This is a genomic window from Pseudomonas sp. JR33AA (assembly GCF_021378985.1).
In the GTDB taxonomy this organism is placed as follows: domain Bacteria; phylum Pseudomonadota; class Gammaproteobacteria; order Pseudomonadales; family Pseudomonadaceae; genus Aquipseudomonas; species Aquipseudomonas alloputida.
In genome coordinates this window covers 300,721-325,359 of the sequence record NZ_JAJSAW010000005.1, presented here as the reverse complement: position 1 = coordinate 325,359, position 24,639 = coordinate 300,721, and the positions used below count along the sequence as shown (strand labels likewise).

At 62.9% G+C, this 24,639-nt stretch carries 24 protein-coding genes; 11 read left to right on the top strand and 13 right to left on the bottom strand.

The features are described 5' to 3' along the window. Nucleotides 1–56 precede the first annotated feature (56 nt). Complete coding sequence (locus tag LVS58_RS11440) at nt 57–521, bottom strand: glycine zipper 2TM domain-containing protein (RefSeq protein WP_003254883.1); 465 nt, start codon at nt 519–521, stop codon at nt 57–59. A gap of 147 nt (nt 522–668) precedes the next feature. On the opposite strand from LVS58_RS11440, the gene LVS58_RS11435 reads away from it, so the two are divergent. Next, nucleotides 669–902, top strand: a complete 234-nt coding sequence (locus LVS58_RS11435) for a hypothetical protein (RefSeq protein WP_233691150.1) — start codon at nt 669–671, stop codon at nt 900–902. A 39-nt stretch (nt 903–941) separates the two neighbouring features. On the opposite strand, the gene pdxH is transcribed toward LVS58_RS11435, so the two are convergent. The 5 genes from pdxH to dinG form a co-directional block, all read right to left on the bottom strand. Continuing rightward, complete coding sequence (pdxH, locus tag LVS58_RS11430; RefSeq protein ID WP_233691149.1) at nt 942–1,589, bottom strand: pyridoxamine 5'-phosphate oxidase; 648 nt, start codon at nt 1,587–1,589, stop codon at nt 942–944. Nucleotides 1,590–1,608: 19 nt separating this feature from the next. Beyond that, nucleotides 1,609–2,586, bottom strand: coding sequence for an OmpA family protein (locus LVS58_RS11425; protein ID WP_233691148.1), 978 nt, complete (start codon nt 2,584–2,586; stop codon nt 1,609–1,611). A 99-nt stretch (nt 2,587–2,685) separates the two neighbouring features. Beyond that, nucleotides 2,686–3,831 carry a serine hydrolase domain-containing protein gene (locus LVS58_RS11420; protein WP_233691147.1) on the bottom strand — a complete coding sequence of 382 codons (1,146 nt, stop codon included), beginning with the start codon at nt 3,829–3,831 and terminating at the stop codon, nt 2,686–2,688. A gap of 133 nt (nt 3,832–3,964) precedes the next feature. Continuing rightward, nucleotides 3,965–6,199: a beta-galactosidase gene (locus LVS58_RS11415; RefSeq protein ID WP_233691146.1), complete on the bottom strand. Its 2,235-nt coding sequence runs from the start codon at nt 6,197–6,199 to the stop codon at nt 3,965–3,967. 79 nt (nt 6,200–6,278) lie between these two features. Beyond that, a complete protein-coding gene (gene dinG, locus LVS58_RS11410; RefSeq protein WP_233691145.1) occupies nt 6,279–8,423 on the bottom strand; it encodes an ATP-dependent DNA helicase DinG in 2,145 nt (714 codons plus the stop codon). A 98-nt stretch (nt 8,424–8,521) separates the two neighbouring features. On the opposite strand from dinG, the gene LVS58_RS11405 reads away from it, so the two are divergent. Continuing rightward, nucleotides 8,522–8,986 carry a CopD family protein gene (locus tag LVS58_RS11405; RefSeq protein WP_233691144.1) on the top strand — a complete coding sequence of 155 codons (465 nt, stop codon included), beginning with the start codon at nt 8,522–8,524 and terminating at the stop codon, nt 8,984–8,986. Nucleotides 8,987–9,107: 121 nt separating this feature from the next. Here the strand turns inward: LVS58_RS11405 and LVS58_RS11400 are convergent, their stop codons facing one another. The 3 genes from LVS58_RS11400 to LVS58_RS11390 form a co-directional block, all read right to left on the bottom strand. After that, on the bottom strand, nt 9,108–9,383 hold the full coding sequence (locus LVS58_RS11400) for a DUF1145 domain-containing protein (protein WP_233691143.1): 276 nt from the start codon (nt 9,381–9,383) through the stop codon (nt 9,108–9,110). A 97-nt stretch (nt 9,384–9,480) separates the two neighbouring features. Next, nucleotides 9,481–10,200, bottom strand: coding sequence for an OmpA family protein (locus tag LVS58_RS11395; protein WP_233691142.1), 720 nt, complete (start codon nt 10,198–10,200; stop codon nt 9,481–9,483). Between the two features lie 89 nt (nt 10,201–10,289). Next, nucleotides 10,290–10,982 (bottom strand): OmpA family protein, encoded by a 693-nt coding sequence (locus LVS58_RS11390; protein WP_003254894.1) that lies wholly within the window; start codon nt 10,980–10,982, stop codon nt 10,290–10,292. A 159-nt stretch (nt 10,983–11,141) separates the two neighbouring features. Here LVS58_RS11390 and LVS58_RS11385 point away from each other — a divergent pair, with 159 nt between their 5' ends. Genes LVS58_RS11385 through LVS58_RS11370 form a run of 4 tightly spaced genes read left to right on the top strand, consistent with a single transcriptional unit; the run spans nt 11,142 to nt 12,796 of the window. Beyond that, nucleotides 11,142–11,636: a DUF6231 family protein gene (locus LVS58_RS11385; protein WP_233691141.1), complete on the top strand. Its 495-nt coding sequence runs from the start codon at nt 11,142–11,144 to the stop codon at nt 11,634–11,636. Nucleotides 11,637–11,638: 2 nt separating this feature from the next. Then, on the top strand, nt 11,639–12,115 hold the full coding sequence (locus LVS58_RS11380) for a YchJ family protein (protein ID WP_029615445.1): 477 nt from the start codon (nt 11,639–11,641) through the stop codon (nt 12,113–12,115). Nucleotides 12,116–12,117: 2 nt separating this feature from the next. Then, a complete protein-coding gene (locus LVS58_RS11375; protein WP_233691140.1) occupies nt 12,118–12,591 on the top strand; it encodes an LEA type 2 family protein in 474 nt (157 codons plus the stop codon). Nucleotides 12,592–12,598: 7 nt separating this feature from the next. Continuing rightward, on the top strand, nt 12,599–12,796 hold the full coding sequence (locus tag LVS58_RS11370) for an SEC-C metal-binding domain-containing protein (protein ID WP_233691139.1): 198 nt from the start codon (nt 12,599–12,601) through the stop codon (nt 12,794–12,796). Nucleotides 12,797–12,946: 150 nt separating this feature from the next. Here the strand turns inward: LVS58_RS11370 and LVS58_RS11365 are convergent, their stop codons facing one another. Genes LVS58_RS11365 through LVS58_RS11350 form a run of 4 tightly spaced genes read right to left on the bottom strand, consistent with a single transcriptional unit; the run spans nt 12,947 to nt 16,552 of the window. After that, entirely contained in the window at nt 12,947–13,849 is a 903-nt protein-coding gene (locus LVS58_RS11365; RefSeq protein ID WP_233691138.1) for a pyridoxal-phosphate dependent enzyme, read from the bottom strand. Beyond that, entirely contained in the window at nt 13,846–15,057 is a 1,212-nt protein-coding gene (locus LVS58_RS11360; RefSeq protein WP_233691137.1) for an MFS transporter, read from the bottom strand. The genes LVS58_RS11365 and LVS58_RS11360 overlap by 4 nt, the downstream gene beginning before the upstream one ends. Next, entirely contained in the window at nt 15,054–15,842 is a 789-nt protein-coding gene (locus LVS58_RS11355; RefSeq protein ID WP_233691136.1) for an alanyl-tRNA editing protein, read from the bottom strand. Before LVS58_RS11355 ends, LVS58_RS11360 begins: the two co-directional genes overlap by 4 nt. Continuing rightward, entirely contained in the window at nt 15,839–16,552 is a 714-nt protein-coding gene (locus LVS58_RS11350; RefSeq protein WP_233691135.1) for a serine O-acetyltransferase, read from the bottom strand. Before LVS58_RS11350 ends, LVS58_RS11355 begins: the two co-directional genes overlap by 4 nt. Before the next feature lie 169 nt (nt 16,553–16,721). Here LVS58_RS11350 and LVS58_RS11345 point away from each other — a divergent pair, with 169 nt between their 5' ends. The 5 genes from LVS58_RS11345 (at nt 16,722) to LVS58_RS11325 (ending at nt 24,632) form a co-directional block, all read left to right on the top strand. After that, the gene (locus LVS58_RS11345; protein ID WP_233691134.1) at nt 16,722–18,080 is read left to right on the top strand and encodes an aminotransferase-like domain-containing protein; all 1,359 of its coding nucleotides are present in this window, start codon (nt 16,722–16,724) and stop codon (nt 18,078–18,080) included. Nucleotides 18,081–18,165: 85 nt separating this feature from the next. Next, nucleotides 18,166–20,607: a penicillin acylase family protein gene (locus LVS58_RS11340; protein WP_233691133.1), complete on the top strand. Its 2,442-nt coding sequence runs from the start codon at nt 18,166–18,168 to the stop codon at nt 20,605–20,607. 125 nt (nt 20,608–20,732) lie between these two features. Further along, complete coding sequence (locus tag LVS58_RS11335) at nt 20,733–21,749, top strand: ligase-associated DNA damage response exonuclease (RefSeq protein WP_233691132.1); 1,017 nt, start codon at nt 20,733–20,735, stop codon at nt 21,747–21,749. Continuing rightward, nucleotides 21,746–23,404, top strand: a complete 1,659-nt coding sequence (locus LVS58_RS11330) for an ATP-dependent DNA ligase (protein ID WP_233691131.1) — start codon at nt 21,746–21,748, stop codon at nt 23,402–23,404. Before LVS58_RS11335 ends, LVS58_RS11330 begins: the two co-directional genes overlap by 4 nt. Nucleotides 23,405–23,516: 112 nt before the next feature. Next, on the top strand, nt 23,517–24,632 hold the full coding sequence (locus tag LVS58_RS11325) for a succinylglutamate desuccinylase/aspartoacylase family protein (protein ID WP_233691130.1): 1,116 nt from the start codon (nt 23,517–23,519) through the stop codon (nt 24,630–24,632). Nucleotides 24,633–24,639: the final 7 nt, after the last annotated feature.

The window sequence follows — 24,639 nt, the reverse complement described above, 5'->3', positions numbered from 1 at the left end:
CGAAAAAACCCCGACTGGCAGCAGCCATGTCGGGGTTTTGTTTTACTGCGCTACGGTCAGTGCGAAACGCGGCTGGTACCGTCAACTGTCATGATGCGCACGCGCTCGCCAACGCGGAAGACTTCGTTCTCCTGCACGGCCTGCACATAGGCGCGCATGCTGCCATCATCTTCACGAACGGTAATTTCGACACCTTGGGTACGGGTTAGGCCTTCTTCTGCTGCGGAACCCGCCAGGCCACCGGCCACGGCACCGATCACGGCAGCCACGATGCTGCCACGGCCACCGCCCACGGCGCTGCCGGCTACACCACCCACGATGGCACCGGCACCGCCGCCAATCGGCGTCTTGGTGCCCTCTATCTTGACCGGACGCAGGGATTCGATGGTACCCATACGCACGGTTTGCACGCGGCGGGCTTCGTCACGAGAGTAGCTGTCACCGGTCAGGCTCGAGGCACAGCCCCCCAGCAGCAGCGACATGGTGGTAAAGGTCGCCACCAGCAAAGCGGATTTACGCATGGGTAAAGTCTCCATAAGTCAGGTGCTCATTAGACGCTGCACATTGACGGCTGTCACGGTACAAACGTAATAAAATTGTTTTCATTCAGCCGGGGTACAGCCTGCCTGGCTGTGTCGAAGGCCTTTCAAGTGAGACCAAGAATAGCCATGGATTACTTCATCGTCGTGGTCACCACCGTTATGGGACTCTATTTCCACGGGTGGTTGTATGTGCGCATGCGCCGCTGGATGGACCGCGACCTGGCGTTGTCGCTGGCAGGGGCCGATCCTGAAAAACGCGCGTTCATGCTGGAAAGGTTGGCGCAGGCGCGGCAGGAGAAGGTGGGGCGTAAGCAACTGGCGGGGTGGCTGGAGCGCGAGGCGGCGGGTTATCCGGGGTAGCTTGATCGATGGCTGGGGCCGCTTGGCGGCCCCAGTTGCTCAGGGCGCCAGCCGCTCCCGCAGCCATTGCCCATCCACCAGCCGATAGTTCAAACGATCATGCAGGCGGCTTGCCCGCCCCTGCCAGAACTCGATGCGCTCGGGCAACAAACGGTATCCCCCCCAATGCTCAGGGCAGTGCGGCTGGGTGTCGGAGAAACGCGCTTCGGTAGCCTTGACCAGGCCCTCCAGCTCTTCACGCCCAGCAATCACACGGCTCTGTGGCGAAGCCCAGGCCCCCAGGCGACTGCCCAGCGGGCGCACCTGGTAGTAGGCATCCGACTCCTGCGCCGTGACCTTCTGCACCCGGCCCTCGATGCGCACCTGACGCTCCAGCGCCGGCCAGAAAAAGGTCATTGCCGCAAAGGGGTTGGCTTGCAGTTGCTGGCCCTTGGCGCTGTCATAGTTGGTGAAGAAGGTGAAACCCTGCTCGTCGAGCCCCTTCAACAGCAATACACGGCAATGCGGGCGACCTTCGCCGTCCACGGTGGCCAAGGTCATGGCATTGGCTTCCACCGGCGCCTGCTCGGTTTTCACCGCATCGGCGAACCACTGGTGGAACAGGGCGAACGGCTCCCCTGGTGCCTGGGCCTCGGCCAGGCCATCACGGGTGTAGTCGCGGCGCATATCGGCCAGGGATTGGGTCATTACTGCGGTTCCTTGACGATCAGTTGGTCTTCGCAGGGCTGTTGGCAGCTACTTTCTTGTCAACGGCAGCTTTCTTGGCAGCAGGCTTGGCCGGCGCAGCTTTTTTCTTGGCTGCAGTCTTCGCAGGCGTTTTGGCCTTGGCAACAGGTTTCTTCGCCGCAGCCTTGACGGCCGGCTTGCTGTCAGCGGCCTTGGCGGCTGGCGCCTTGGCATCCTGCACCGCCACCATCGACGCCGGGGCGGGTGCCGGGGCGGCCTGCTGGTATTTGGCCAGCAGCGCGACCATGGTGTTTTGCGGGGTCAGCAACATTTCCACGCGGCGGTTCAGGGCGCGCCCCTCGGCGCTGTCGTTGGCAGCGCGCGGCATCACCGAGCCCATGCCCTTGAGGGTCAGGCGGTCACGCTGCAGGCCGCTGAGGCGGAAGATGGCCGATACCGAAGCGGCGCGCTCCAGGCTGAGCTTCTGGTTGGCAACGGCGGCACCGCTGCTGTCGGCATGGCCCAGTACCAGCACGGCAGTCTTGGGGTCGCCTTCGACAGTCTTGGCGACGCGGGTGATCGGGCCCAAGGACATGGGCAGCAACATGTTCGGGCGATCAGGATTGTACGAGCTGTCCACCGGCAGGGTTACCGCCAGCACATTGTCACGACGCTCCAGCTCCAGCTTGCTGTCCTTGATCGCTTCGCGCAGCTTGGGCTCGTATTCATCCAGCCAGGCCTGAGTGGCCTTCTGATCGATCTTCGGCACCACCGGCCCTTTGGCTTGCTTGTCGTCACCGCCAAACGGCCACCACCAGCGGCTGGCGCTTTCGGATTTGGCATCGGCTTTGGCCACGTTTTCGGTGACGGCTGATTTCACTTCCTGCTCGGCAACCTTGTCCGAACCGAAAGGCCACCAGCTGGAGCCACCTTCCTTGGAGCCGTCCGGGGAGTGGCTGGCGCAGCCGGTAACGGCGGTCAGGCACAGGGCGAGTGCTAAGGTTTTATGTGAAGACATCAGCGATACACCATGAAATAGAAAGATATTTTGCCTACGAACTTCAGGCGTTGGCATTGAGGATAGTCAAAGGGGTGTGCCAATACCCGCATTACCCGATCAAAGGCAACTGGCAAGGACGCGTACCAGTTTCTGGGCACGGGGGTCCATCAGCACATATGGGCCTAGGGTATTGACCACAAAACCGAAGGCCACGTCGTGCTCAGGGTCGGCAAAACCGACCGAACCACCGGCACCGGGGTGGCCAAAGGCGCGGACGCCGAGACCAAAGGTGGCATTGGCCACATCGGGCTGGTCGAGCATGCAGCCCAGGCCGAAACGGGTCTGGGTGAGCAAGGTACGGTCCTGGCCAAGGCTATGCTCGCGGGTCAGCTCATCGAGCAGTTCCGATTCAAGCAAACTACCGTCCAGCAGCCCGGCATAGAACCCCGCCAGGCTGCGTGCGTTGCCATGGCCATTGGCCGCTGGCTGCTGCATGCGCCGCCATTCCGGTTTGTTGGTGCTGGTCAGTATCGCGGGCGGGTTGGTAAAGGCACGGGTCGACAGTGCCTCAGGCTCGCGCATGGTCACCTGCAGCAAGCGTTGCGCTGCACTGTCTCCAGCATTGCCCTTGCCACGGGCGATATGCGCCACGCGGTGGAACTCTTCGTCGGCCAGGCCAACATGGAAATCCAGCCCCAATGGGCGGGCGGTGCGAGCCACGATCGAGTCGCCAGGGCCACGGCCGTCGGCACGGCGAATCAGCTCGCCGATCAGCCAGCCATAGGTGATGGCGGCATAGCCGTGTTCTGTGCCTGGCGTCCACCACGGTGCCTCGGCTGCCAGGGCATCGACCATGTACTGCCAGTCATACAAGGCTTCAGCCGGCAACAGCTCGCGAATGGCCGGCAAGCCGGCGCGGTGGCTAAGTAGCTGACGCAAGGTGATCGACTGCTTACCCGCCTGGGCAAACTCGGGCCAGTAGTTGGCCACCGGGGCATCGAGGGCCAGCTTGCCCTCGCCGACCAGCTGCAGGGCGGTAACAGCCGCGAAGGTCTTGGTGCAGGAGAACAAGTTGGCGATGGTATCGCTGTGCCAGGCCTGCTGGCCGTCCTTGTCGGCACTGCCAGCCCACAGGTCAACGACGGTTTCGCCACCCACCTGGATGCACAGCGCAGCGCCACGCTCCTGGGGATCATCGAACAGCGCGGCAAAAGCTTCGCGCACAGCTTCGAACTTCAGCTCATAGTGACCCTGGATCTGCACCCGCTGCTCTCCGTACGACCATATCCAAAAAGGTGTGCATTGTTTCAGTAGTTGGGTGTTTTGCAAACTGGCTCGGGCCAAGTGGTCGCGACACAAGGCCGCGCTCACTTGAGTTGACTGCATCTGCCTGATCTCAGGGAGCCGGTTTTTCCAGCTCGGCACGCAGTTGGCTCATGGTTTGCAAATTGCTTTTGCGCACGGCATCGACAAAACCTGGATACGGCATATCGGTAATCGCCACCAGCCCGAGGTGACCGTTTTCACCATCAAGCAGGCGACCGCTGGCCGGTTGGTCGAGGTACTGGAACCAGTGCGCGCCAACGATCATCGGCTGCGCCAGGGCCGCCTTGAGGAAGTTTGCGTAGGCCGGGCCGCGATCCTCTTCCCGCGCCAGCTCCAATGGCCCCGGCCAGAACGGCCCGCGATCACGCGAGCCGAACTGGAACTCGGACACCAGCACCGGCTTGTCGAGCTCCGCCAGGCGGGCAAAGTCGTAACCGTCCTGTGGCTTGAGGGTATAGAAGTTGAAGCTCAGCACATCGCAGAACTCGGCGCAGGCCTTGACCGCCTCCGGTGTGCTGACCGCATAGCGGCCCCCCAGGAGCATGTGATTGGGCGCATGCCACTTCAACGAATCGGAAATGGTCTTGAAGTAGGTCTCGGCAAATACCTGCTGGAAGTGCTGGTAGTCACGTTCGATTTCCGGATGCTCCGGGTCAGGCAGCGGCGCCTCGAAGCCAGGATCTTCCATGAGCTCCCAGGCGGACAGTTCGATGCCCCAGGCCTTGGACAACCCTTCCTGGTTGCGATACTTGTCGCGCAACTGCTTGAGGAACGCGCGCTTGGCTGGCACGTCGGTGGTCAGGCGCAAGGTGCCGTAGGCCAGGCCATAACGGCTTTTGGGGTCGCTTCCAGGGGCTGCCCAGGCCAGTTCGTTATCTGCGAAGTAGCCGATGAGCCAAGGGTCGTCACGGTGATCACGCGCGGCGATGGCCACGGCACGTTCGGTCGCCATGGCAAAACGCGGGTCGAACGGGTCGGGCATGCGGCCCCACCAGTCCATGCCAGTGCTGATGCTGGCGTAGTCGCCTACGATCGACAGCGGCAAGGTATACGGCATGCGTCTGGCTTGGCCAAGCGCCGGCTCGCTCCAGTTGCCAACGGTGTTGAACCCCCAGGCCTGAAGGCGGTCAAGCGCGTGCGCCTGCCAGCGGTCGGCATCCAGCACCGGCGGCGCGCAGTTGGCTGGCTGGCCCTCCACTGCGGGCGGGCAGGGTTTGCCATAGGTACGCTGCAGGTTGGCGGCATAGAAGTCGAACCAGCGGCCCTGCTTGAAATTGCGCCCTTGCGACGAGGCATTGCCATCGTCGTTGTTGCTTTCGCCATAGAACGCCGCCAATGCATCGCCCTCAGCGGGCAGGGCCTTGAACATGCCCTCGCGCCCGGCGACATACGTTCGCCCGCCGTCTGCCGCCACGGCGTTCACCCCCAGGGAATAGAACGGGTGCCCATCCGGCGTTACCAGGTACCAGCGGCCATCACGCTTTTCAGTGCGAAAGAAGCCCTTGGCTGCAAAGGCCGGCCCGCCCACCAGGCCGCCGTACGCGTCCAACTGCTGCTTGCCACGCTCTGCCAACCAGCCCTTGAGCTGCTGCTGTTCACGGGTATCGGCCGCCTTGAGCTGCTCGTCACTGGATACCTTCTCGGGCCAGTTACCGCGAGTCGACTGGCCATAAGCATCAATCAGCGCGTGGTAGGCCGCCCTGTACGCCTGGTCGTCATCCTGGATACCGACACGCTCGATCAGCAGGCTCTGCGCCACCTTGGGGCTGGGGATGCTCAGGCTGACCGAGGCCACCTGCTTGAGGTCGATGGCTCCGGCACTGCTGGCCAAAAGGAGGCGCTGACCGCCATGGTTCCAGGGCATCGGCGGGCCGGCGCGCATGCCCTGGTCCAGCGGCGAACTGGCCGTCAGGGGCACCATCACGGTTTGCGCGGGGCCGGCGGGCAGGTCGATACGGCTGGTCAAGGCGCGGCCATCGCTGCCTTGCACTGTGACATCCACGGTCAATGCCCAATCCATGGCACTTTGCAGGCGCAAGGTCAGGAACTGCCCGGCGGACCAGTCCCACACCCCGCCCTGCGGGCTCAGACGCAGGGTCGGCTGCTGGGCCGGGTTGAACACCACACGCCGCAACACCTCACCCTCGGCCGTTTGTTCCGCGTTGTACTGCGGCATGCCGGCGTCCACGGTCGCCACATTGACCACCGAAGCCGGGCGCACGAAGCTGAACAGCGTCTGCTGCCCGGCCAGCAAGGGCGAACTGCACAACAAGGCGAAAACGGCGGGCAGGGTGCGGCGGATCATAAGGCTGGAGCTCTCCTTCAGGACCCTGATGGGTCCAAGACGAGTAATGGACAATGCGCCGGCGCAAGTGCTCCGGCGGTCAGGAAATTTCCCGCCGGAACGGCGGCAGCGCATTGAGAATAGCCTTGCCGTAGCGCTGCGTGACCAAGCGCCGGTCAAGCAAGGTGATAACGCCGCGATCCTGTTCGGTACGCAGAAGGCGACCGCAGGCCTGGATCAGCTTCAACGAGGCGTCGGGCACGGCAATTTCCATGAACGGGTTACCGCCACGTGCCTCGATCCACTCGGCCAGCGCAGCTTCGACCGGGTCGTCGGGCACTGCAAAGGGAATCTTGGCGATGACGACGTGCTCGCAATACGCACCCGGCAGGTCGACACCTTCGGCAAAGCTGGCCAGGCCAAACAGCACGCTGTGCTGGCCATCGTCGACCCGCGCCTTGTGCTTGTTCAGGGTTTCCTGCTTTGAAAGGTTACCCTGGATGAGCACCAGCTTGCGCCAGTCACGGTCCAGACCATCAAACACATCCTGCATCTGCTTGCGTGACGAGAACAGCACCAGCGCGCCACGGGCATCCTCGACGATGTTCGGCAGCTCGCGGATGATCGCCGCGGTGTGCGCAGCTGCATCGCGTGGGTCGGCCTGCAGGTCGGGGACCCGCAACAGGCCGGCATCGCCATGCACAAACGGGCTGGGTACCACGCAAGTGACTGCGTCGCGCGGCAACCCCGAACGCATGCGGAAACGGTCGAACTTGCCCAGCGCGGTCAATGTCGCCGAGGTCACCAATGCGCCGTGGGCGACGCTCCACAGGCTGCGCCGCAGCATGTCTGCAGCGAGGATGGGGCTGGCGTTGACTTCGATGTCGAACAACGCGCCACTTTCGGCCAACGTCAGCCAGCGCGCCATGGGCGGGCTGTCTTCCGGGTCTTCGGCGGTGAAGGCCGTCCACAGCTCCCAGTTACCCTGGGCACGGGTGACCAGGCTGCCGAACAGCGGATACCACTCTTCGGCCTGGTGGCTGGCAATGCCGATATTGACCTCGCCATCCATGCCTTCCTTCAGCAGATCAGCCAGGCGGGTGAACAGATCGTTGAGGCGGGCAAAGCCCTTTTTCAGTTCGATGCCCACTTCGCGAATCTGCTCCGGCACCACCCCACCCTCGAAACGGTAACGCGGGCGCTCACGGCCTTCGGTGTCCTCGCTGGGACGGAAGTCAGCCACCTGCTCGCAAAGGGTAAACATGAACTGCTGCTGGGTGCGCACTTCTCGCGCCAGCTCCGGCACCTGCTCGATGTACTTGCCCAGGTCGCCGGGCAGCGGATGCTGTGCCAGCAGTTTGGTCAGGTTCTTGGCGGTCTGCTCCAGCCAGTCGGCGGTGGAACGCAGCCGCGAATAATGGGCGAAATGGCCGATGGCCTTGTCTGGCAGATGATGGCCTTCGTCGAACACGTACATGGTATCGCGCGGGTCGGGTAACACCGCACCGCCCCCCAGGGCCAGGTCGGCCAGGACCATGTCGTGGTTGGTGACGATCACATCCACCTTGCCCATGCCTTCGCGGGCCTTGTAGAACACGCACTGCTGGAAGTTGGGGCAGTGGCGGCCGGTGCACTGGCTGTGGTCGGTGGTCAGCCGTGCCCAGTCCTGGTCTTCCAGGGCCTCTGGCCAGCTGTCACGGTCACCGTCCCAGCGGTTGCCGGCCAGCTTCTCTATCATGCTGTTGAACAACTTCTGGCTGCGCTCGTCGACTTCGATGCGGAAGCCTTCTTCCTCGAACAACTGAGCCGTGGCTGACTGGGCGTGGCCTTCCTGCAACAGGATGTCGAGCTTGGACAGGCACAGATAGCGGCCACGGCCCTTGGCCAGGGCGAAGCTGAAATTGAGGCCGCTGCTGCGCATCAGGTCGGGCAGGTCCTTGAAGACGATCTGCTCCTGCAGGGCCACGGTGGCCGTGGCGATCACCAGGCGTTTGCCGGCGGCCTTGGCAGCCGGGATGGCAGCCAGGCTGTAGGCTACCGTCTTGCCGGTACCGGTGCCCGCTTCCACGGCCACCACGGCAGGCTCGCCAGCGCGGCGGCCTTCATCGTCGCAGGCAATGTCGCCAAGCACCTTGGCCACTTCGGCGATCATCAGACGCTGGCCATAGCGCGGCTTGAGGCTCTTGGCTTCGAGAAAACGCGTATAGGCGCCCTGGATAGTGGCTTTGAGTTCGTTGCTGATCATGGTCTGCAGGCGCCCGGAGGGCTGGATATATTTTCAGTGTTTCGCATGGGGCGGCTATCATACCCCGCTATTGCCCTTTCTGCCGCATGGAGATCCGAATGCTCGCCTTTGCCCTGCCCTACACACTGCATGTTCTGGCCGCGCTCGTTTGGGTCGGCGGCATGTTCTTCGCCTGGCTGGTGCTGCGCCCGGCAACGGTTGCAGCCCTTGAAGGGCCTGCCCGCCTGCGCTTGTGGGTGGAAGTTTTCCGACGCTTCTTCGGCTGGGTCTGGCTGGCGGTGGCGATTTTGGCGATAAGTGGTATCGGCATGTTGCACATGCGCTTCAGCGGTTTCGAGACAGCGCCCCGGTACGTGCACGTGATGATCGGCGGCGGGATCGCCATGTTTGCCTTGTTCATGCGCATTCAGGCGTTGCTGCTGCCGGAATTGAAGGCGGCGGTGCAGGCCGAGGACTGGCCGACGGGGGCGGCGGTACTGGGGCGCATTCGGCGGATGGTGGGGGCCAATCTGCTGCTGGGGCTGGCAGTGGTTGCGGTGGCCAGTTCGCGCCTGGTCATCTGACAGACGCTGCGTGCAACCTGCAGCGAAGCCGGTGCCACGGTGCATGGCACCGGCGTTGCCGGTGTTCGTGGGCAAGCCCGCTTCCGCAGGGATCGCAGTGAGCACCAGAGGCACTGCACAATCAGTTCACCCGCGGCGCCTCCCGCGGACGGGGAATGGACATGACATGGAAGATGCCCGTCAACAGGATTTGCAAACGGTCAAACCACCGGTGACTGCGCCCGCGCAGGCTGCGATTGAAAAACAGCACTTCAAGCAGGTGCAGGCCAAACAAGACGATGCCTGCGGCATTGATCAGCAGATTGAAGGGCAAGGGTTGTGGGATCAGCTGATTGAACAGCACCACCCCCCAGAAAGCGACCGTCAGGACCTTGCCCAGGCCCAGGATGAATTTCATACCCGCCCCTATGGATGGTTGTCATGTCGAGGTGGCCTGATCAAGCAAACCGTGCAAGCAACATTAACGGCAATGCCAAGGCAGGCGCCAGCACCACTCAGTTGAGGTGCAGCTCCACCCGTCGGTTGCGCGCGCGGCCCTCCTCGGTCTCGTTATCGGTAACCGGCTCGCTTTCCCCACGGCCCTGGCTGGTGACCTTGCCCATCTCCAGGCCCTGGCCGATCAGGTACTCGGCAACGCTGCTGGCGCGGCGTTCGGAAAGTGCCTGGTTGTAGCTGTCGGAGCCCACACCGTCGGTGTGCCCGATCACACGAACCTTGGTCACCGTCGGTGAATTGAGCTTCGCCACCAGGCCTTGCAGGCGTTGTTGGGCCGCCGGCGTCAGTTCGGCGGAGTCGAAGGCGAACATCACCGCGCCGTTGTCATCGAGGGTGATCACCTCTGGCGAGGGTTCGGGTGCACTGGCGGGTGGCGCGGCCGGGTACTGTTTCAGTGGGCAACCCATGTGGTCGACCGCCGTGTTGGCTGGGGTCTCGGGGCAGTGATCGCGCCGGTCGAAAATGCCGTCACCATCTTCGTCACCGTCCTGGGCGTAACAAATCAGCCCGCCGGCGATGGCGCCCAAGGCGCCACCACCGGCAGCCCAGGAAGAACTCTCGATGGCGCCAAGGCCGCCACCGACCAAGCCGCCCAGCAGGCTACAGATGGGCCAGGTCCTTTGATTGAGGGGCGCGCCGCCATCGCTGTGCGTAGCGCAACCCGCGAGCAGGCTGACAGCCACCAACAGCGGCAATGCCGCCTTCGACGTCACACTCATGCTGAATGCTCCTGTGTCATTGGCCACAAACGGCTGGCCGGCATGAAGACGCGCCCGTGCCACTGCTCGTGGCACGGGCGCCCGCCGTCTTACCGCTGGATCTTGATCTCGGTACGGCGGTTCATGGCACGCCCTTCGGCCGTGGCGTTGTCTGCCACCGGCTGGGTTTCACCCGCGCCGACCACCGAAACGAAGCTGCTGCGCGGTACACCGCTCTCGACCAGGTAATCGGTCACCGAATGGGCGCGTCGCTCGGACAGTTTCTGGTTATAGCTGTCGGAACCGACGCTGTCGGTATGGCCGCTGACGCTAAGGCGGGCAGATGGCGCTTCCTGTTTCAGGCGCGTGGCAATGGTATTGAGGCGCTCTTTGTCACTGGCCGTCAGGCGCGCAGAATCGAACTCGAAGTGCACATCGCGGATGACAATGACTTCTTCCTTCTGCACCACCACTTCTTCGACCACCGCAACCGGCTCAGGCGGACACCCGTTGGCATCGACCTGCACACCACGCGGTGTGCCAGGGCACTTGTCACGGCTGTCTGGCACGCCGTCGCCATCCTCATCGCCATCGCCATGGGCCCAGCAATAGCCCGCCGCCAGGCCACCGCCCAGCAACGCACCCCAGCCAGCCCAGCTGGAACTTTCGATGGCGCCCAGGGCGGCGCCGCCTACACCCCCGACGGCGGCACATTTCGGCCAGTCGGTCTTTTGCAAACCTGCACAACCAGTCAACACACTGGTGAGCAGTACCAGGGGTATCGCTGTGCGTACTATGCTCATTTCATTGCTTCTCCTAGGGGGAATCGGCATAAGGCCGATCTCTGGGAGTAAAGACCGCGCATTCCAACCCTGCCAGCAATAAGCTACGACACGGTCACATGCCTCTTTGCCCGCACGCCGCAGCCCGCTAGTCTTGGATGACTAGAACGAGGAATGGCAATGACCGAAGGTTTCTCCAAACGCACCCCGCAACAGGCCCTGGCAGCCCTGCTCGAGCGCTTCACTCCACAACGGCTGCTGCTGGTAGGTACGCGCTTTCCGGCGCTGGACGCCTTCGCCCAGGCGCACCCCCAGGTGACCATCGACACCGCCGCCCCTGGCCCGCTGCCGGCCAAACTGGCCGCCCAGCGCTTTGACCTGGCGGTATTGGTGGACTGCCTGGAACACTTGCCCAAGCGCACCGGCCTGGAGCTGCTTGGCGGCATTCGCAACCTCAATGCCAGCCGGGTTGCAGTGCTGGCCGACCTGGCTGCCTGCGGCTGGCAGGACACCGACTTTTTCGCCCTGGCCATGTCGGCCAGCGAGAAATTCTGCCGTGACCAACAGGTTTTGAGCCTGTTCACCTATGATCTACATGACTATAAGCAGGTCCCGGACTGGCTCAATGCCAGGTTCTGGGCCAACCCTGAAAACTTCGGCAAGTACTGGTGGTGATGATGAGTGTCTCGGTCTGCCCTTGTGGCAGTGGCAACCTGCTTGACGCCTGCTGCGGGCATTACCATGCCGGTACCCCGGCACCGGATGCCCAGGCCCTGATGCGCTCACGCTACAGTGCATACGTGCTGGGCCTGGTCGACTACCTGGTAGCCACCACCCTGCCGGCCCAGCAAGCCGGCCTGGACCGTGCTGCCATGGCTGACTGGAGTGCACAGAGCACCTGGCTGGGCCTGGAGGTGGAAAGCGCAGAAGTGCTGGGCGGCCAACCAGAGCACAGTTTCGTCACCTTTACCGCGCGCTGGCACGACCAGGACGGCGATCATCAGCACCGCGAACGCTCGGCGTTCGTCCAGCATGCCGGCCGCTGGTACTTCATCGATCCAACGGTCGGGCTGAAGGCCGGGCGCAACGACCCCTGTCCCTGCGCCAGCGGGCACAAATTCAAGAAATGCTGCGCCAGCTACGTAGGGAGCTGAACATGATCGAGCGCCCCCGTCTGCTACTGCTCGGTGCGCTACTGGCATGGCTGACGGGGTGTGCCAGTTGGGGCGAGGACTGGCGCGAGCCCGAAGTGCATCTGGTCGAGGTCGAAACGGTCAAGGCCAGGCTGCTGGAACAGGAGTTCGTGTTGCACCTGCGGGTCGACAACCCCAATGACAGCCGACTGTTTCTTCGCAACGTGTCGTATGCAATACGCCTCAATGACCTGCTATTGGTGCAGGATGAAGCCAGCGTATGGCGCAGCGTGGGCGGGCATGCCGGGCGCACTTTCAAGATCACCGCACGAACCAACCTGTGGCAGCACCTGAAGCCACTGGCCAAGCTGCTCAGAAGCAAGCAGCCGCTGCATTACACCCTGCAGGGCGAACTGGCGACCGGCTTGCTCATCCATCGGGACCTGCACATCTCGCGCAGTGGTGAGATAATCCCCGGCGATCACCTACCGGAGTAACCCTGCAATGTCCCAACAACCCCACGTTCATGGCCCTGACTGCAACCATGACCATGATCACCACCACGACCACGGCCATGTACACGGCCCGCACTGCAACCACGGCCCCCAGGAACCGGTGCGCAACGCCCTGAAGGACGTTGGCCGTAACGACCCGTGCCCATGCGGTAGCGAGAAGAAGTACAAGAAGTGCCACGGCGCCTGATCGACTGACTCGATAAAAATCTGAGAGATTGCACGATCACTGTGGGAGCGGGCACGCCCGCGAACACGGGCGAAGCCCGTGCCATCCACAGCGTCGCCTGCTCCACAGGTACCGTGCCAGCCTCTGGAACATGTGTCTGACACAGGTGGGCTATGCGGCTTTGCGCCGGTTAGCCCCCAGCAGGTCCTGGTACCAGAGGCCGGCATCATAGGCGATGGTCACCAGGGTGGACTCGGCATACTGCGGGTGCTGGGCCATGCGCTGGGCAACGGCAAGACAGGCTGCAGCGGTATTCCCCACGAAAATCCCACTCTGCATATAGAACCAGCGCTGGGCAGCCAGCATCTCTGCGTGCTGCACCTGGGCCCGCTCATCCACCAGCGACCAGTCCATGAACGGCGGGCATACGCCCACGGCCATGCCTTCAAAACGATGATCGACGAACACGCCAGCCCTCGAATCACAGCCATTGGGATCGACCAGCACCGTCGACACCTCGAAGCCATGGTCCTTCAGCCCCAGGGTGATACCTGTGAAACTGGCACCAGTACCCGCACAGCCCACGAACAGGATCTGTCGCCCAGCCCCGGCGTTGGTCAGTTGCACGGCCAGTTCACTGGCGGTCTGATAACGATGGGCCTCGATGCCCACCGGGTTGTTGAACTGGTCGGTGTAGAAGTATGACTTGCCCAGCGCGGCCTGGTTATCCAAGTGATGCATCACCACGTCCTTGGGTGTGGCACCGGCCATCAGCATTTCCTTGCCGATCAGTCGGGCACCGAAACACTCCAGCAGATCCCGCTTGGTCTGGCTGAAACTCAGCCCGACCGCCAGCTCTACGGCGACCTGGTACTTGTGGCAGGCCGCCAGCAAGCCAAAGCCGAAACTGCCACCGGTTTTTTCGATGACGGTCGTCACCCCGGGAATGATGTCACCGTTGCGCACGGCATGTTCGATGATCCGCCGCGCCGCCCGGTATTTGTGGCTGCCGCCTGGGTTGTTCATTTCCAGCTTGGTGTAGATACGATCGCTGACACTGATGAGCTCGCTCATTTGCGGCCACCTTCCATTGAAGTATGCAGGCGGGCCTTGTTCTGCAGCAGGCCGGCAGTGGCAACCAGCAGGCCCACGCAGAGGACCATGCAGATGGCGTTGGTACCGTCCCAGCCAACCGAGCTCAGCAACAGCGAAGGGCTGAATGCACCGATAGTGGCAAAGATGGCAATGGCCAGGTCGTTCTTGCCCTGCATCTGCATCGCGGCCGGGCTGTTCTGCAGTGACTGGGCCAGCAAGGCACCTCCGCCTACATAAGTGAGGTTCCAGCCCAACCCGAGAGCAATCAGTGCCAGGGTCATCATGGCGTAGCTGTGCGACCAGATATTCATCGCCGAGCAACCGATCAACAGGGCCAGGCCCGCGCAAATCGTGGTCTTGATACCCAGTCGCTGGATAATGGCGCCGGTGAAGAACGACGGGGCGAACATGGCAATCACATGCCACTGGATCGCCAGGCGGACGTCAGTGAAGTCCTCGTGCATGTGTTTCATGTGCATCGAGGCCTGGATCATCAGCAGGTTCATGATCCCGTAGCCCAGCGCAGCGACAGCCATTGCCACAACCACGCTCGGGTCTGCCGGTTCGGCAAGGGTGCTTGCCGGCTTTGTTGCGCTGTTGACCGCGCTGGCCGTGCCCGCATCGTTGGGCAGGCACAGGGCAATCAACAATGACAGCAACGCCAGGCCGACAAACGCCGCATAACACAGCGAAAACAGTGGGTAGCCACCCACATCACGCAGCCACTCGGTAAGCGTTGGCCCGACGACAGCCGCGATGACCCCGCCCGCCACGACCAGCGAAAGCGCCTTGGGCTTCAAGGCCTGGGAAAGATTGTCGGTTGCCGCGAACCGGTTGAAGTTGGCGAACGCGATGTACACGCCCAATGCAGAATGGCTGAGGACCAGCGTTGGAAAATGCTGGTGCTCCACCGCCAGAAAGCCGCTGACACCAGACAGCGCCAGGGGAATCGCGCCCAGCATGAAAGCCTTTTTACGGCCGATGCGACCCATCAGCCTGGAGACCGGATAAGTTGCCAACATCAGGCACAGAAACTGGAACCCGTACGGCACCGTGGACCATGCAGCGTCAGGCGCCAGTGCGGCCCCGACAATGGCGGCCATCGTCACCGACATCACGGCAGTCGTCAGGTTGATCGACTGTGCAGTGAAGTACAGGTACGTGCGCCGCGGTAACGTGCTGTTCATAGTGCGTGCTCGTGATAAGTGGACAGGTCGATTTCGGCCTCGGGGAACACGCAGATCAGCCGTTCCTTGCCTTTACCCAGGCGTTTGCGCTTGACGCTAAGGCGCCCGATGCGCCGAGGTGAATCGAGGTGTGTGCCCCCGCACGGGATTTCGATCCCGTTGTAGGTCCATAAACGCGCGTCTTCCAGGCCTTGAACCGCGTAGTGCTCGATGGGCGCATCGCAGCCGATCAGCTCATTCGCCCGTCGTTCTATTTCAAGCACGTCTTCAGCAGTGAAAGCGTCCTCGACCAGGAAGTCGAAACGTGCCGTGTCCTCCTTGATATGGCAGCCGATAGTCCACTGCTTCAATTCTTCGCGCAGCCCGATGGCGGCGGCATACAGGAAGTGGCTGGCACTGTGAGACAACGTCAGCCGTTCGCGCCGTTCAATATCGATAGTGACGCGGGCCGGCATACCTACGGTGACTTCATCCAACAGGTGTAAATCATCCGGGTGCAGGCTGTGAATAATGATGCCGCCCAGTTTTCCGCCTTTGAAACCGTCCAGGCGAATTGGGCTACCGTAGAGTTTTTTAACCCAGACGAATCGCACGGTACCCACCGGTAATTCAATGGTGCCGAAATCCGCCTCCTGGCCGCCCCCTTCCGGATAGGCCACCGTACTCAGCAACTCGATGCCGTCACTGTGCACCCGCGCTACTTGAGTATTCGCGCCCGCCAGGTACTGGTCTTTGTAATACAGTTTCTCGGTATTTCTTAAAACTTCATAGTTCAGAGAGTTCATGATTCCAATACCACCTGCAATGATGTTTTAACTTGTACCCGGGCAGCGGCCGGGACGTCTTTGGTCACAATGCAGCCCGGCCCGATAAACGCACCGTCACCGACATGAATAGCGCCCAGCACACTGGCGAAAGCGCCGATCTGTACCCGGTTGCCCAACGTCGGGTGCCTGGGGCTAGAGGGGTTGTCACTGATACCGCGAGCGCCCAGGGTTACGCCGCCAAGCACGTAGCAATCGTCACCAATGGTCGACGTTTCTCCGATGACGGTGCCCATGCCGTGATCGATGATGAAGCGCGCACCAATGCGGCTGCGGAAATGGATCTCCGCCCCCGAAAGCATTTTTCCGCGCCGTGAGATCATGGCGGCCAGACATTGACCGCCGGCGCCGTAGGTCGCGGCGCTATTGGTGTAGATCCAATGGGCAAGCCGATAATGCAAAACCGCAGAATAAGAGGTGTAGGTTTTTGCAATGAATACCAGGTCGCGGCCGGCAGCCGGATCTTTCATGGCAAATGCCTGTAAATCGGCATGTGCCTGTTCAGTCACACATTCAATGACCGGTGTTTCTTTCAGTGCTTCGAACTCGACGATTGAACAACACTCCAATAACGCCGAGGTCACAAGATTCTTTACAACTTTGAATGACTCCAGTTCGTCAGGGACAGGAAGCCTGGCAATGACGGCTGATTGCATGTCCATAGGGTGCATGGGCTTGATATCCAGTTGTCTGGTCTGCACAGACGCTAAAAGTGCCGCCGTTGGCAGCCGAAAGTTCCGACACGGGGATATTGGCATGTGCTGGCCATTTGCAAACGAACAGTCGACAAGCATTTCCGTTAACTGTTAGGCTTTTTTTTCTAACGGTTTCGGACCTGCCATGATCCCCTGCAGCCTTCATCAACTGTTGAAACAACGCCTGGATGCAGGCGAGTGGTTGCCCGGGCAACGCATGCCCTCCATCCGCAAGCTGACGGCTGCAGTGGACTTCAGTTACCACGACGTCGTGTCGGCCTATGCCCAGTTGGTCAGCGAAGGTGTGTTGACGGCATCACCCGGCCGAGGCTACTTCGTCGCAAACCGCGCCCGACAAACCAGCGTGATCCACGAACCCGAATGCATGGCCGGCGACCCGCTGTTCCGGCTGCTGCAGGGCGGCCAGCACTTCACCAAGCTGGGCAGCGGATGGCTGCCCCCTGCGTGGCGCGACACCGAACTGCTGGCCAAGGCCATTCGTCGCACGGCGCGGCTGGAACAAAGCTCGCTGGCAGAGTACGGCGACATCCAGGGGTATCTGCCCATGCGCAAACAGCTGTGCGTGCACATGAAACGGCTGACCCGTGTCGAAGCCCGCCCCAACCAGTTGCTGACCACGCTGGGGGCCACGCAAGGCCTGGACCTGGTGGCACGGCTGCTGATCAAACCAGGCGACCACGTTTTCGTCGACGAGCCGGGCAACGGCAATCTGATCAAGCTGATCCAGCTGGCTGGCGGGCACGTCGTCGGCATACGGCGAACCCAGGACGGGCCGGACGTGGAAGAAATGAGAAGCCACCTGGCCAGGCACAAGGTCAAGGCGTTTTTCTGCAACAGCACTTTCCACAACCCGACCGGCAGCAACATCAGCCCGCACAATGCCTTCAGCGTCCTGCGCCTGGCGGTGGAGCACGAGTTCTTCGTGGTCGAGGATGATGTCTATGGGGACTTCAGCCCTGCTGTGCGCCAGACCTTTGCCGAGCTGGACAACCTTGACCGGGTTATCTACATCGGCAGCTTCTCCAAATGCCTGTCGGCATCGTTGCGCGTGGGGTTCATTGCCTGCTCGCAAGACCTGATCGAGCCGCTCACCCGCCTTAAACTGCTGACCTGCGTCGCCGTCCCCGCGTTTTGCGAACGCTTCGTCAACACCATATTGTCAGATGGCACTTATGCCCGGCACATGAAGGACGTGCAGCAGCGCCTGATCCGCCAGCAAGTGCAAACCCAACGCTTGCTGCTCGAGCGCGGCTGGCAGTTCGACATTGCACCGCAAGGGGGCATGTTCCTCTGGGTCTACCACCCGGACCTGCCCGACCTGCAACCTTTCATGCGTAAACTGGAGCAACACAAGATCCTGCTGATGCCCGGCTCTGCATTCGCGGTGAGCCGTGACTACCAACGCTACACGCGCATCAATTGCACGCATTTTTCCGACGCCTTGGCCGAGCACTTCGACGTTTCACCCGGCGCGATCAAATAAACCGACCTGGGACCTTGCACGGCGCCTGCGCGCTTACTACCTTAGCGCCTTTCCAAACCAGCCTCGCCTTGCAGGAGCCCTTGCCATGGCCGCCCCCGCCTTTCCTCCCTTCCGCCTGCGGTTCGCAACCGCTGCCACCCTGCTCGGCATGCTCGGGCTGGCCGGCTGCCAGACGGGCGGCTTCCAGGACAGCGTGCCACCGACCAGCGGTGTGCAGCCGCTCAAAGGCCTGGCGCAGAATGTTTCGGTACGGCGCAATGCCATGGGCGCGCCGCTGATCGAAAGCAGCAGCTTCCATGATGCGCTGTTCAGCCTGGGCTATGTGCACGCCGGCGACCGCATCGAACAGATGGTCGCCATGCGCCTGCTCGCCCAGGGCCGTCTGGCCGAACTGGCCGGCAGCGAGGCGCTGGATATCGACCGCCTGATGCGCGCCGCCAACCTCAAGCAGAGTGCCGCCCAGCAATACGCCGACGCATCGCCACGGCTCAAGCGCTTCTTCGAAGTGTACGCGCGCGGGGTCAACGCCTACCTGTTCCGCTACCGCGACAAGCTGCCAGCAGGCCTGGCCAGTAGTGGCTATCGCCCCGAATACTGGAAGCCTGAGGACTCGGCGCTGATCTTCTGCCTGTACGCGTTCAGCCAGTCGGTCAACCTGCAAGAGGAACTCAGCGCCCTGACCCTGGCGCAGAAAGCCGGTAGCAACAAGCTGGCCTGGTTGCTGCCCGGGGCCCCGGACGAGCCGTTGGCCGAAATGGAAGTGGACAAGCTCAAGGGCCTGAACCTGGCCAGCCAGTTGCCGGGGCTGCCAGCCCTGGCGGCTGCCAGCCAGAAGCTCGCCGACCTCGACCTGCTCGGTAGCCCGGGGTCGGCCAACCTGGCCCTGGGCCCGCAGCGCAGCCGCAGCGGCAAGAGCCTGCTGGCCAGCGACAGCCGCGCCGCCTGGGCCTTGAGCCCGGTACACATCAATACCAGCAAGTATCAGGTTGCCGGCCTGTCCTTGCCGGGCCTGCCGATTGTGCTGGCCGGCTACAATGGCAAGCTGGCCTGGAGCAGCAGCGCGGTCATGGCCGATAATCAGGACCTGTTCCTCGAGCAACTGCGCCGCCAAGGCAATCAGCTGAGCTACCTGGCCGACGGTAAATGGCTGCCGGCCCGCGCCCGTAGCGAAACCTACTTTGTACGTGGCCAGCGGCCCGTGCGCGAAGTGATGTACGACACCCGCCACGGCACCCTGCTGGCCCAGGCAGAAAACGCCAGCCTGGGTCTGGCGCTGAACCTGCCACAGTTCAAAGGTGATCGCAGCCTGGATGCACTGTTCGACCTGACGCGGGCCAAGAACGTGGAGCGGGCCTTCGACAGCACACGTGAAGTGACTGCTGCTGCCGTCAACTTCGTTTTCGCCGAGCCTGAGCACATCGGCTGGCAAGTCAGTGGCCGCTACCCCAATCGCCGCGAAGGCCAGGGCCTGCTGCCCTCGCCGGGCTGGGACGGGCGTTACGACTGGGACGGCTATGCCGATCCGATGCTGCACCCGTACGACCAGGACCCGCCTGCTGGCTGGATCGGCCACGCCAACCAGCGCAGCCTGCCGCGCGGCTATGGCATGCAGCTGTCCAGCACCTGGTACTACCCCGAACGTGCCGAACGCCTGGCACAGCTGGCCGGCAACGGTCGCCACGACAGTCGCAGCCTGATGGCCCTGCAGAACGACCAAGTGACCTTGCTGGCCAACAAGCTCAAGCAGATGTTCGACGCGCCCGGCATGGCCCAGCCGCTGAAGCAGGCAATCGACGCCCTCCCCGCCGGGCAGCGCGACCAGGCCCGCGACACGCTGGCCCGGCTCAAAGCCTTCGATGGCCGCCTGAGCCCGGTGTCGGCAGACGCCGCGCTGTATGAATTGTTCTTGCAGGAGGTCGCTCGACAGACCTTCCTCGACGACCTGGGCCCGGAGGCCGGCCCGGCCTGGCAGGCATTCGTAAGCAATGCACGCTTGTCGTTCTCGGCGCAGGCCGATCATCTGCTGGGCCGCGATGACAGCCCCTTCTGGGATGACCGCAACACGCCGCAAAAAGAAGACAAGCCCGCCATCCTCGCCCGCAGCCTGGCGGGCGCGATGGAGGCCGGTATCGCGCAGCTGGGTGCCGACCGACGCACCTGGCAGTGGGGCAAGCTGCACCAGTACCGCTGGCCGGCACCGGCCTACCATGGCCTGGGCGATGCGATCAGCCGTGCGCCGCTTGCCGCAGGCGGCGACTTCACGACCCTCGCCCTCACACCATTCGCCTGGGGCAGCGACTTCGACACGCGTCTGCCCGCCTCGGCACGGATGATCGTCGACTTCGGCCAGGCCGAACCGTTGCAGATACTGACCAGCAGCGGCCAGTCCGGTAACCCGGCCAGCGCACATTACCGTGACGGGCTGGATGCCTGGTTCAAAGGGCACTTCATGAGCTTGCCATTGCAACAGCAGAACTTCGCCAGGGCGTATGGCAGCCAGCGGCTTACATTGGTGCCGGGGCGGTAAGGGCGTACTTCAAGGCGTATGAGGGGGCTTGGTGGACTTTTTCCGCAGCGCCCTCCCAAATCCATCCGAACTAACGTCCAGAACCAGGTCTCTTAACGGGTAACCCCAGAACCAGTGCCCGTGCCATGGACCTCGTCATCGCCCGCCCCGAAGGCCTGTACTGCCCGCCCGGAGATTTCTATATCGACCCCTGGCGGCCTGTGGACCGGGCTGTCATTACCCATGGCCACGGCGACCACGCACGCACCGGCAATGGCCATTATCTGACCGCCAGCGCCGGTGCCGGCATCCTGCGCAGCCGCCTGGGCCAGGACATCAATCTGCAGACCCTGCCCTACGGTGAGCGCCTGCAGCACCACGGCGTGACGTTGAGCCTGCACCCGGCCGGGCACGTGCTGGGTTCGGCACAGGTACGCATGGAGTATCGAGGTGAAATCTGGGTGGCATCCGGTGACTACAAGGTAGAACCCGATGGCACCTGCACGCCCTTCGAACCGGTGGCGTGCCACACCTTCATCACTGAGTCGACCTTCGGCCTGCCGATCTACCGCTGGCCAAACCAAAGCGAGATCTTCGCCAGCATCAATGCCTGGTGGCGGGCCAACAGCGAACAGGGCAAGGCCAGTGTGCTGTTCTGCTATGCCTTCGGAAAGGCCCAGCGGATTCTGCATGGGCTGGATGCCAGCATCGGCCCGATCCTCGTGCATGGCGCCATGGAGCCGCTCAACCGGGTGTACCGGGATGCTGGTATCCGCCTGCCGGAAACCCGCTACGCAGGCGATATACTGCGCAACGATCCACTGCTGCGCCAGGCACTGGTCCTGGCGCCCCCGTCAGCCGGCGGTAGTAGCTGGATGCGCCGTTTTGGCGATTACAGTGATGCCTTCGCCAGCGGCTGGATGCTGCTACGCGGCGCCCGCCGACGGCGCGGCGTGGACCGGGGCTTTGTGCTGTCCGACCATGCCGACTGGCCCGGCCTGCTCTGGGCCATTGGCCAGACCGGCGCCCAGCGGGTGATGGTCACCCACGGCTCGGTCGACGTACTGGTGCGCTACCTCACCGAACAAGGCCTGGATGCCCGCGCCTTTGTCACCGAGTATGGCGACGAAGACGATGTGCCGAACACCGCCCCCTCGCCATGAAAGCCTTCGCTACGCTATTCCTGCGCCTGGACGCGACCACCTCCAGCAATGCCAAGCTCGAGGCACTGCGCGACTACTTCAACATGGCGCCCGCCGACGATGCTGCCTGGGCGGTGTATTTCCTGGCCGGCGGGCGCCCACGCCAACTGGTGCCCACCCGCCTTCTGCGCGAACTGGCAACGACACTGGCTGGCCTGCCAGACTGGCTTTTCGAAGAAAGCTATCAGGCTGTGGGCGACCTGGCCGAGACCATTTCACTGCTGCTGCCGGTACACGCCGATGGCAACGAGGAAGGCCTGGCCACCTGGGTGGAACAGCACTTGCTGCCCCTGCGCGGGCTGCCGCTTGAGCAAGTCAGCCAGCGCCTGCCGCCGCTCTGGGCCCGGTTGGACCGCGCCAGCCTGATGCTATGCCTGAAGCTGATCACCGGCAGCTTTCGCGTGGGCGTGTCAAAGCTGCTGGTCACCCGCGCCCTGGCGCAAGTGGCCGGGCTGGACGCCAAACGCGTGGCCCAGCGCCTGGTCGGCTACACCGATATCGGCCATCGCCCCACTGCTGCCAGTTACCAGAGGCTGATCGCCCCAGAGTCCGCCGATGAACACAACCAGCGTGGGGGCCAGCCCTACCCCTTCTTCCTGGCCCATCCGCTGCAAGTGTCCAGCGATCAATTCGATGCCCTGCTCGGCCCACCAAGCGCTTGGCAAATCGAGTGGAAGTGGGACGGCATTCGGGCGCAGGTGGTGAAGCGCGATGGCCAGCTGTGGGTGTGGTCACGCGGCGAAGAACTGGTGACCGAGCGTTTCCCCGAACTGCAGGGTCTGGCACAGACGTTGCCCGATGGCGTGGTGCTCGATGGCGAGATTCTGGTCTGGAAACCCGGTGAAACCGAGGCCGACCTGGCCGTGCAGCCTTTTGCCTTGCTGCAACAGCGCATCGGTCGCAAAACACTGGGCAAAAAGCTGCTGAACGATGCGCCGGTGGTGCTGCAGGCCTACGACCTGTTGGAGTGGCAGGGCGATGACTGGCGCAGCCGACCGCAACACGAACGCCGAAGCCAGCTGGAACGCCTGTTGGATGAACACCCACTTGCCCCCGTGCTGTTGTCGCCTTTGCTGCAAGGCCGGGACTGGGCCGACCTTGCCCGTCAGCGCGAGCAATCGCGCAGCCTGGGCGTGGAGGGCCTGATGCTGAAGCAGCGCGAGGCACTGTACGGCGTGGGGCGTACCAAGGAGATGGGCATTTGGTGGAAGTGGAAGATCGACCCTTTCAGTGTCGATGCGGTGCTGATCTATGCCCAACGGGGCCACGGCCGCAGGGCCAGTCTGTACAGCGATTACACCTTTGCCGTATGGGATGCACCGGCAGGTACCCCTGGTCGGGCGTTGGTGCCCTTTGCCAAGGCCTATTCAGGGCTTAGTGACGAAGAAATGCGCAAGGTCGACGCCATCATTCGCAAGACCACGGTGGAAACGTTCGGCCCGGTGCGCAGTGTCACCCCAACGTTGGTGTTCGAGCTGGGCTTCGAAGGCATCGCCCTGTCCAGGCGCCACAAAAGCGGTATCGCCGTGCGCTTTCCGCGCATGCTGCGCTGGCGGCTGGACAAGCCCGTGGAGGAGGCAGATGACCTGGCCACCTTGCAGGCGCTACTGGCCTGAAAAGTTTGCGATGCCCGACTGCTGCAGGATGAGGCGCATTTGCTGAAACTATGCTTCTATTTTTGAGCCGACCCGTGTCGCAGACCGTTTTCGCCACGCAGCCAGGACCAACATGCACCATTCAACCCATGACCTGCTCTCCCCCGTACCGGGCATCACCCGCCAACTGCACAGTTTCCACTTCGGCCCTCGCAGTGGTGGCAAAGTCTATATACAGGCCTCACTGCACGCCGACGAGCTGCCAGGCATGCTGGTAGCCTGGCACCTCAAGCGCCGCCTGGTGGAGCTTGAACAGCACGGCCGACTGCAGCGCGAGATCATTCTGGTGCCGGTGGCCAACCCGGTGGGCCTGGAGCAAGTGCTGCTGGATGCGCCATTGGGGCGTTTTGAACTGCAAAGCGGCGAGAACTTCAATCGCAACTTCGTCGACCTGTCGGACAGCATCGGCGACCTGATCGAAGAACACCTCACTCAGGACCCGACGCACAACCTTGCCCTGATCCGCGAATACCTGCGCCGCGGCCTGGACGCATACCCGGTCCGCACCCCTCTGCAGGCCCAGCGCCTGATACTGCAGCGCCTGGCCTGCGATGCCGACATGGTGCTGGACCTGCACTGCGACTTCGAAGCAGTCGAGCACCTGTACACCACACCCGATGCGTGGCCCCAGATCGAACCCTTGGCCCGTTACCTGGGCGCCCAGGCCAGCCTGCTGGCAACCGACTCGGGCGGGCAGTCGTTCGATGAATGTTTCAGCCTGGTCTGGTGGCAGTTGCAGCAGCGTTTCGGCAAACGCTTCCCGATTCCGCTGGGCTGCTGCTCGGTCACCGTCGAGCTGCGTGGCCAGGCGGATGTCAGCCATGATCTGGCCAGTAAGGACTGCCAGGCGATCCTCGACTTCCTGACCCAAGCAGGTGTCATCGAAGGCACCAGCGCCGCCCTGCCCGCGCTGTTACGCAACGCCACGCCGTTGGCCGCGGTGGAGCCCGTGGCAACGCCACTGGGTGGCTTGCTGGTTTACCACGCCAAACCGGGCCAGCACCTGGAGGCCGGCCAACTGATCGCCGAAGTCATCGACCCACTCAGTGACCGAGTCACCGCCCTGCGCAACAGCCAGCCGGGCCTGCTGTATGCGCGGAGCGTACGGCGCATGGCCACGGCTGGCATGGTCATCGCCCATGTGGCCGGCGAACAGGTATGCCGCAGCGGCTACCTGTTGGCCAATTGATCCGGTA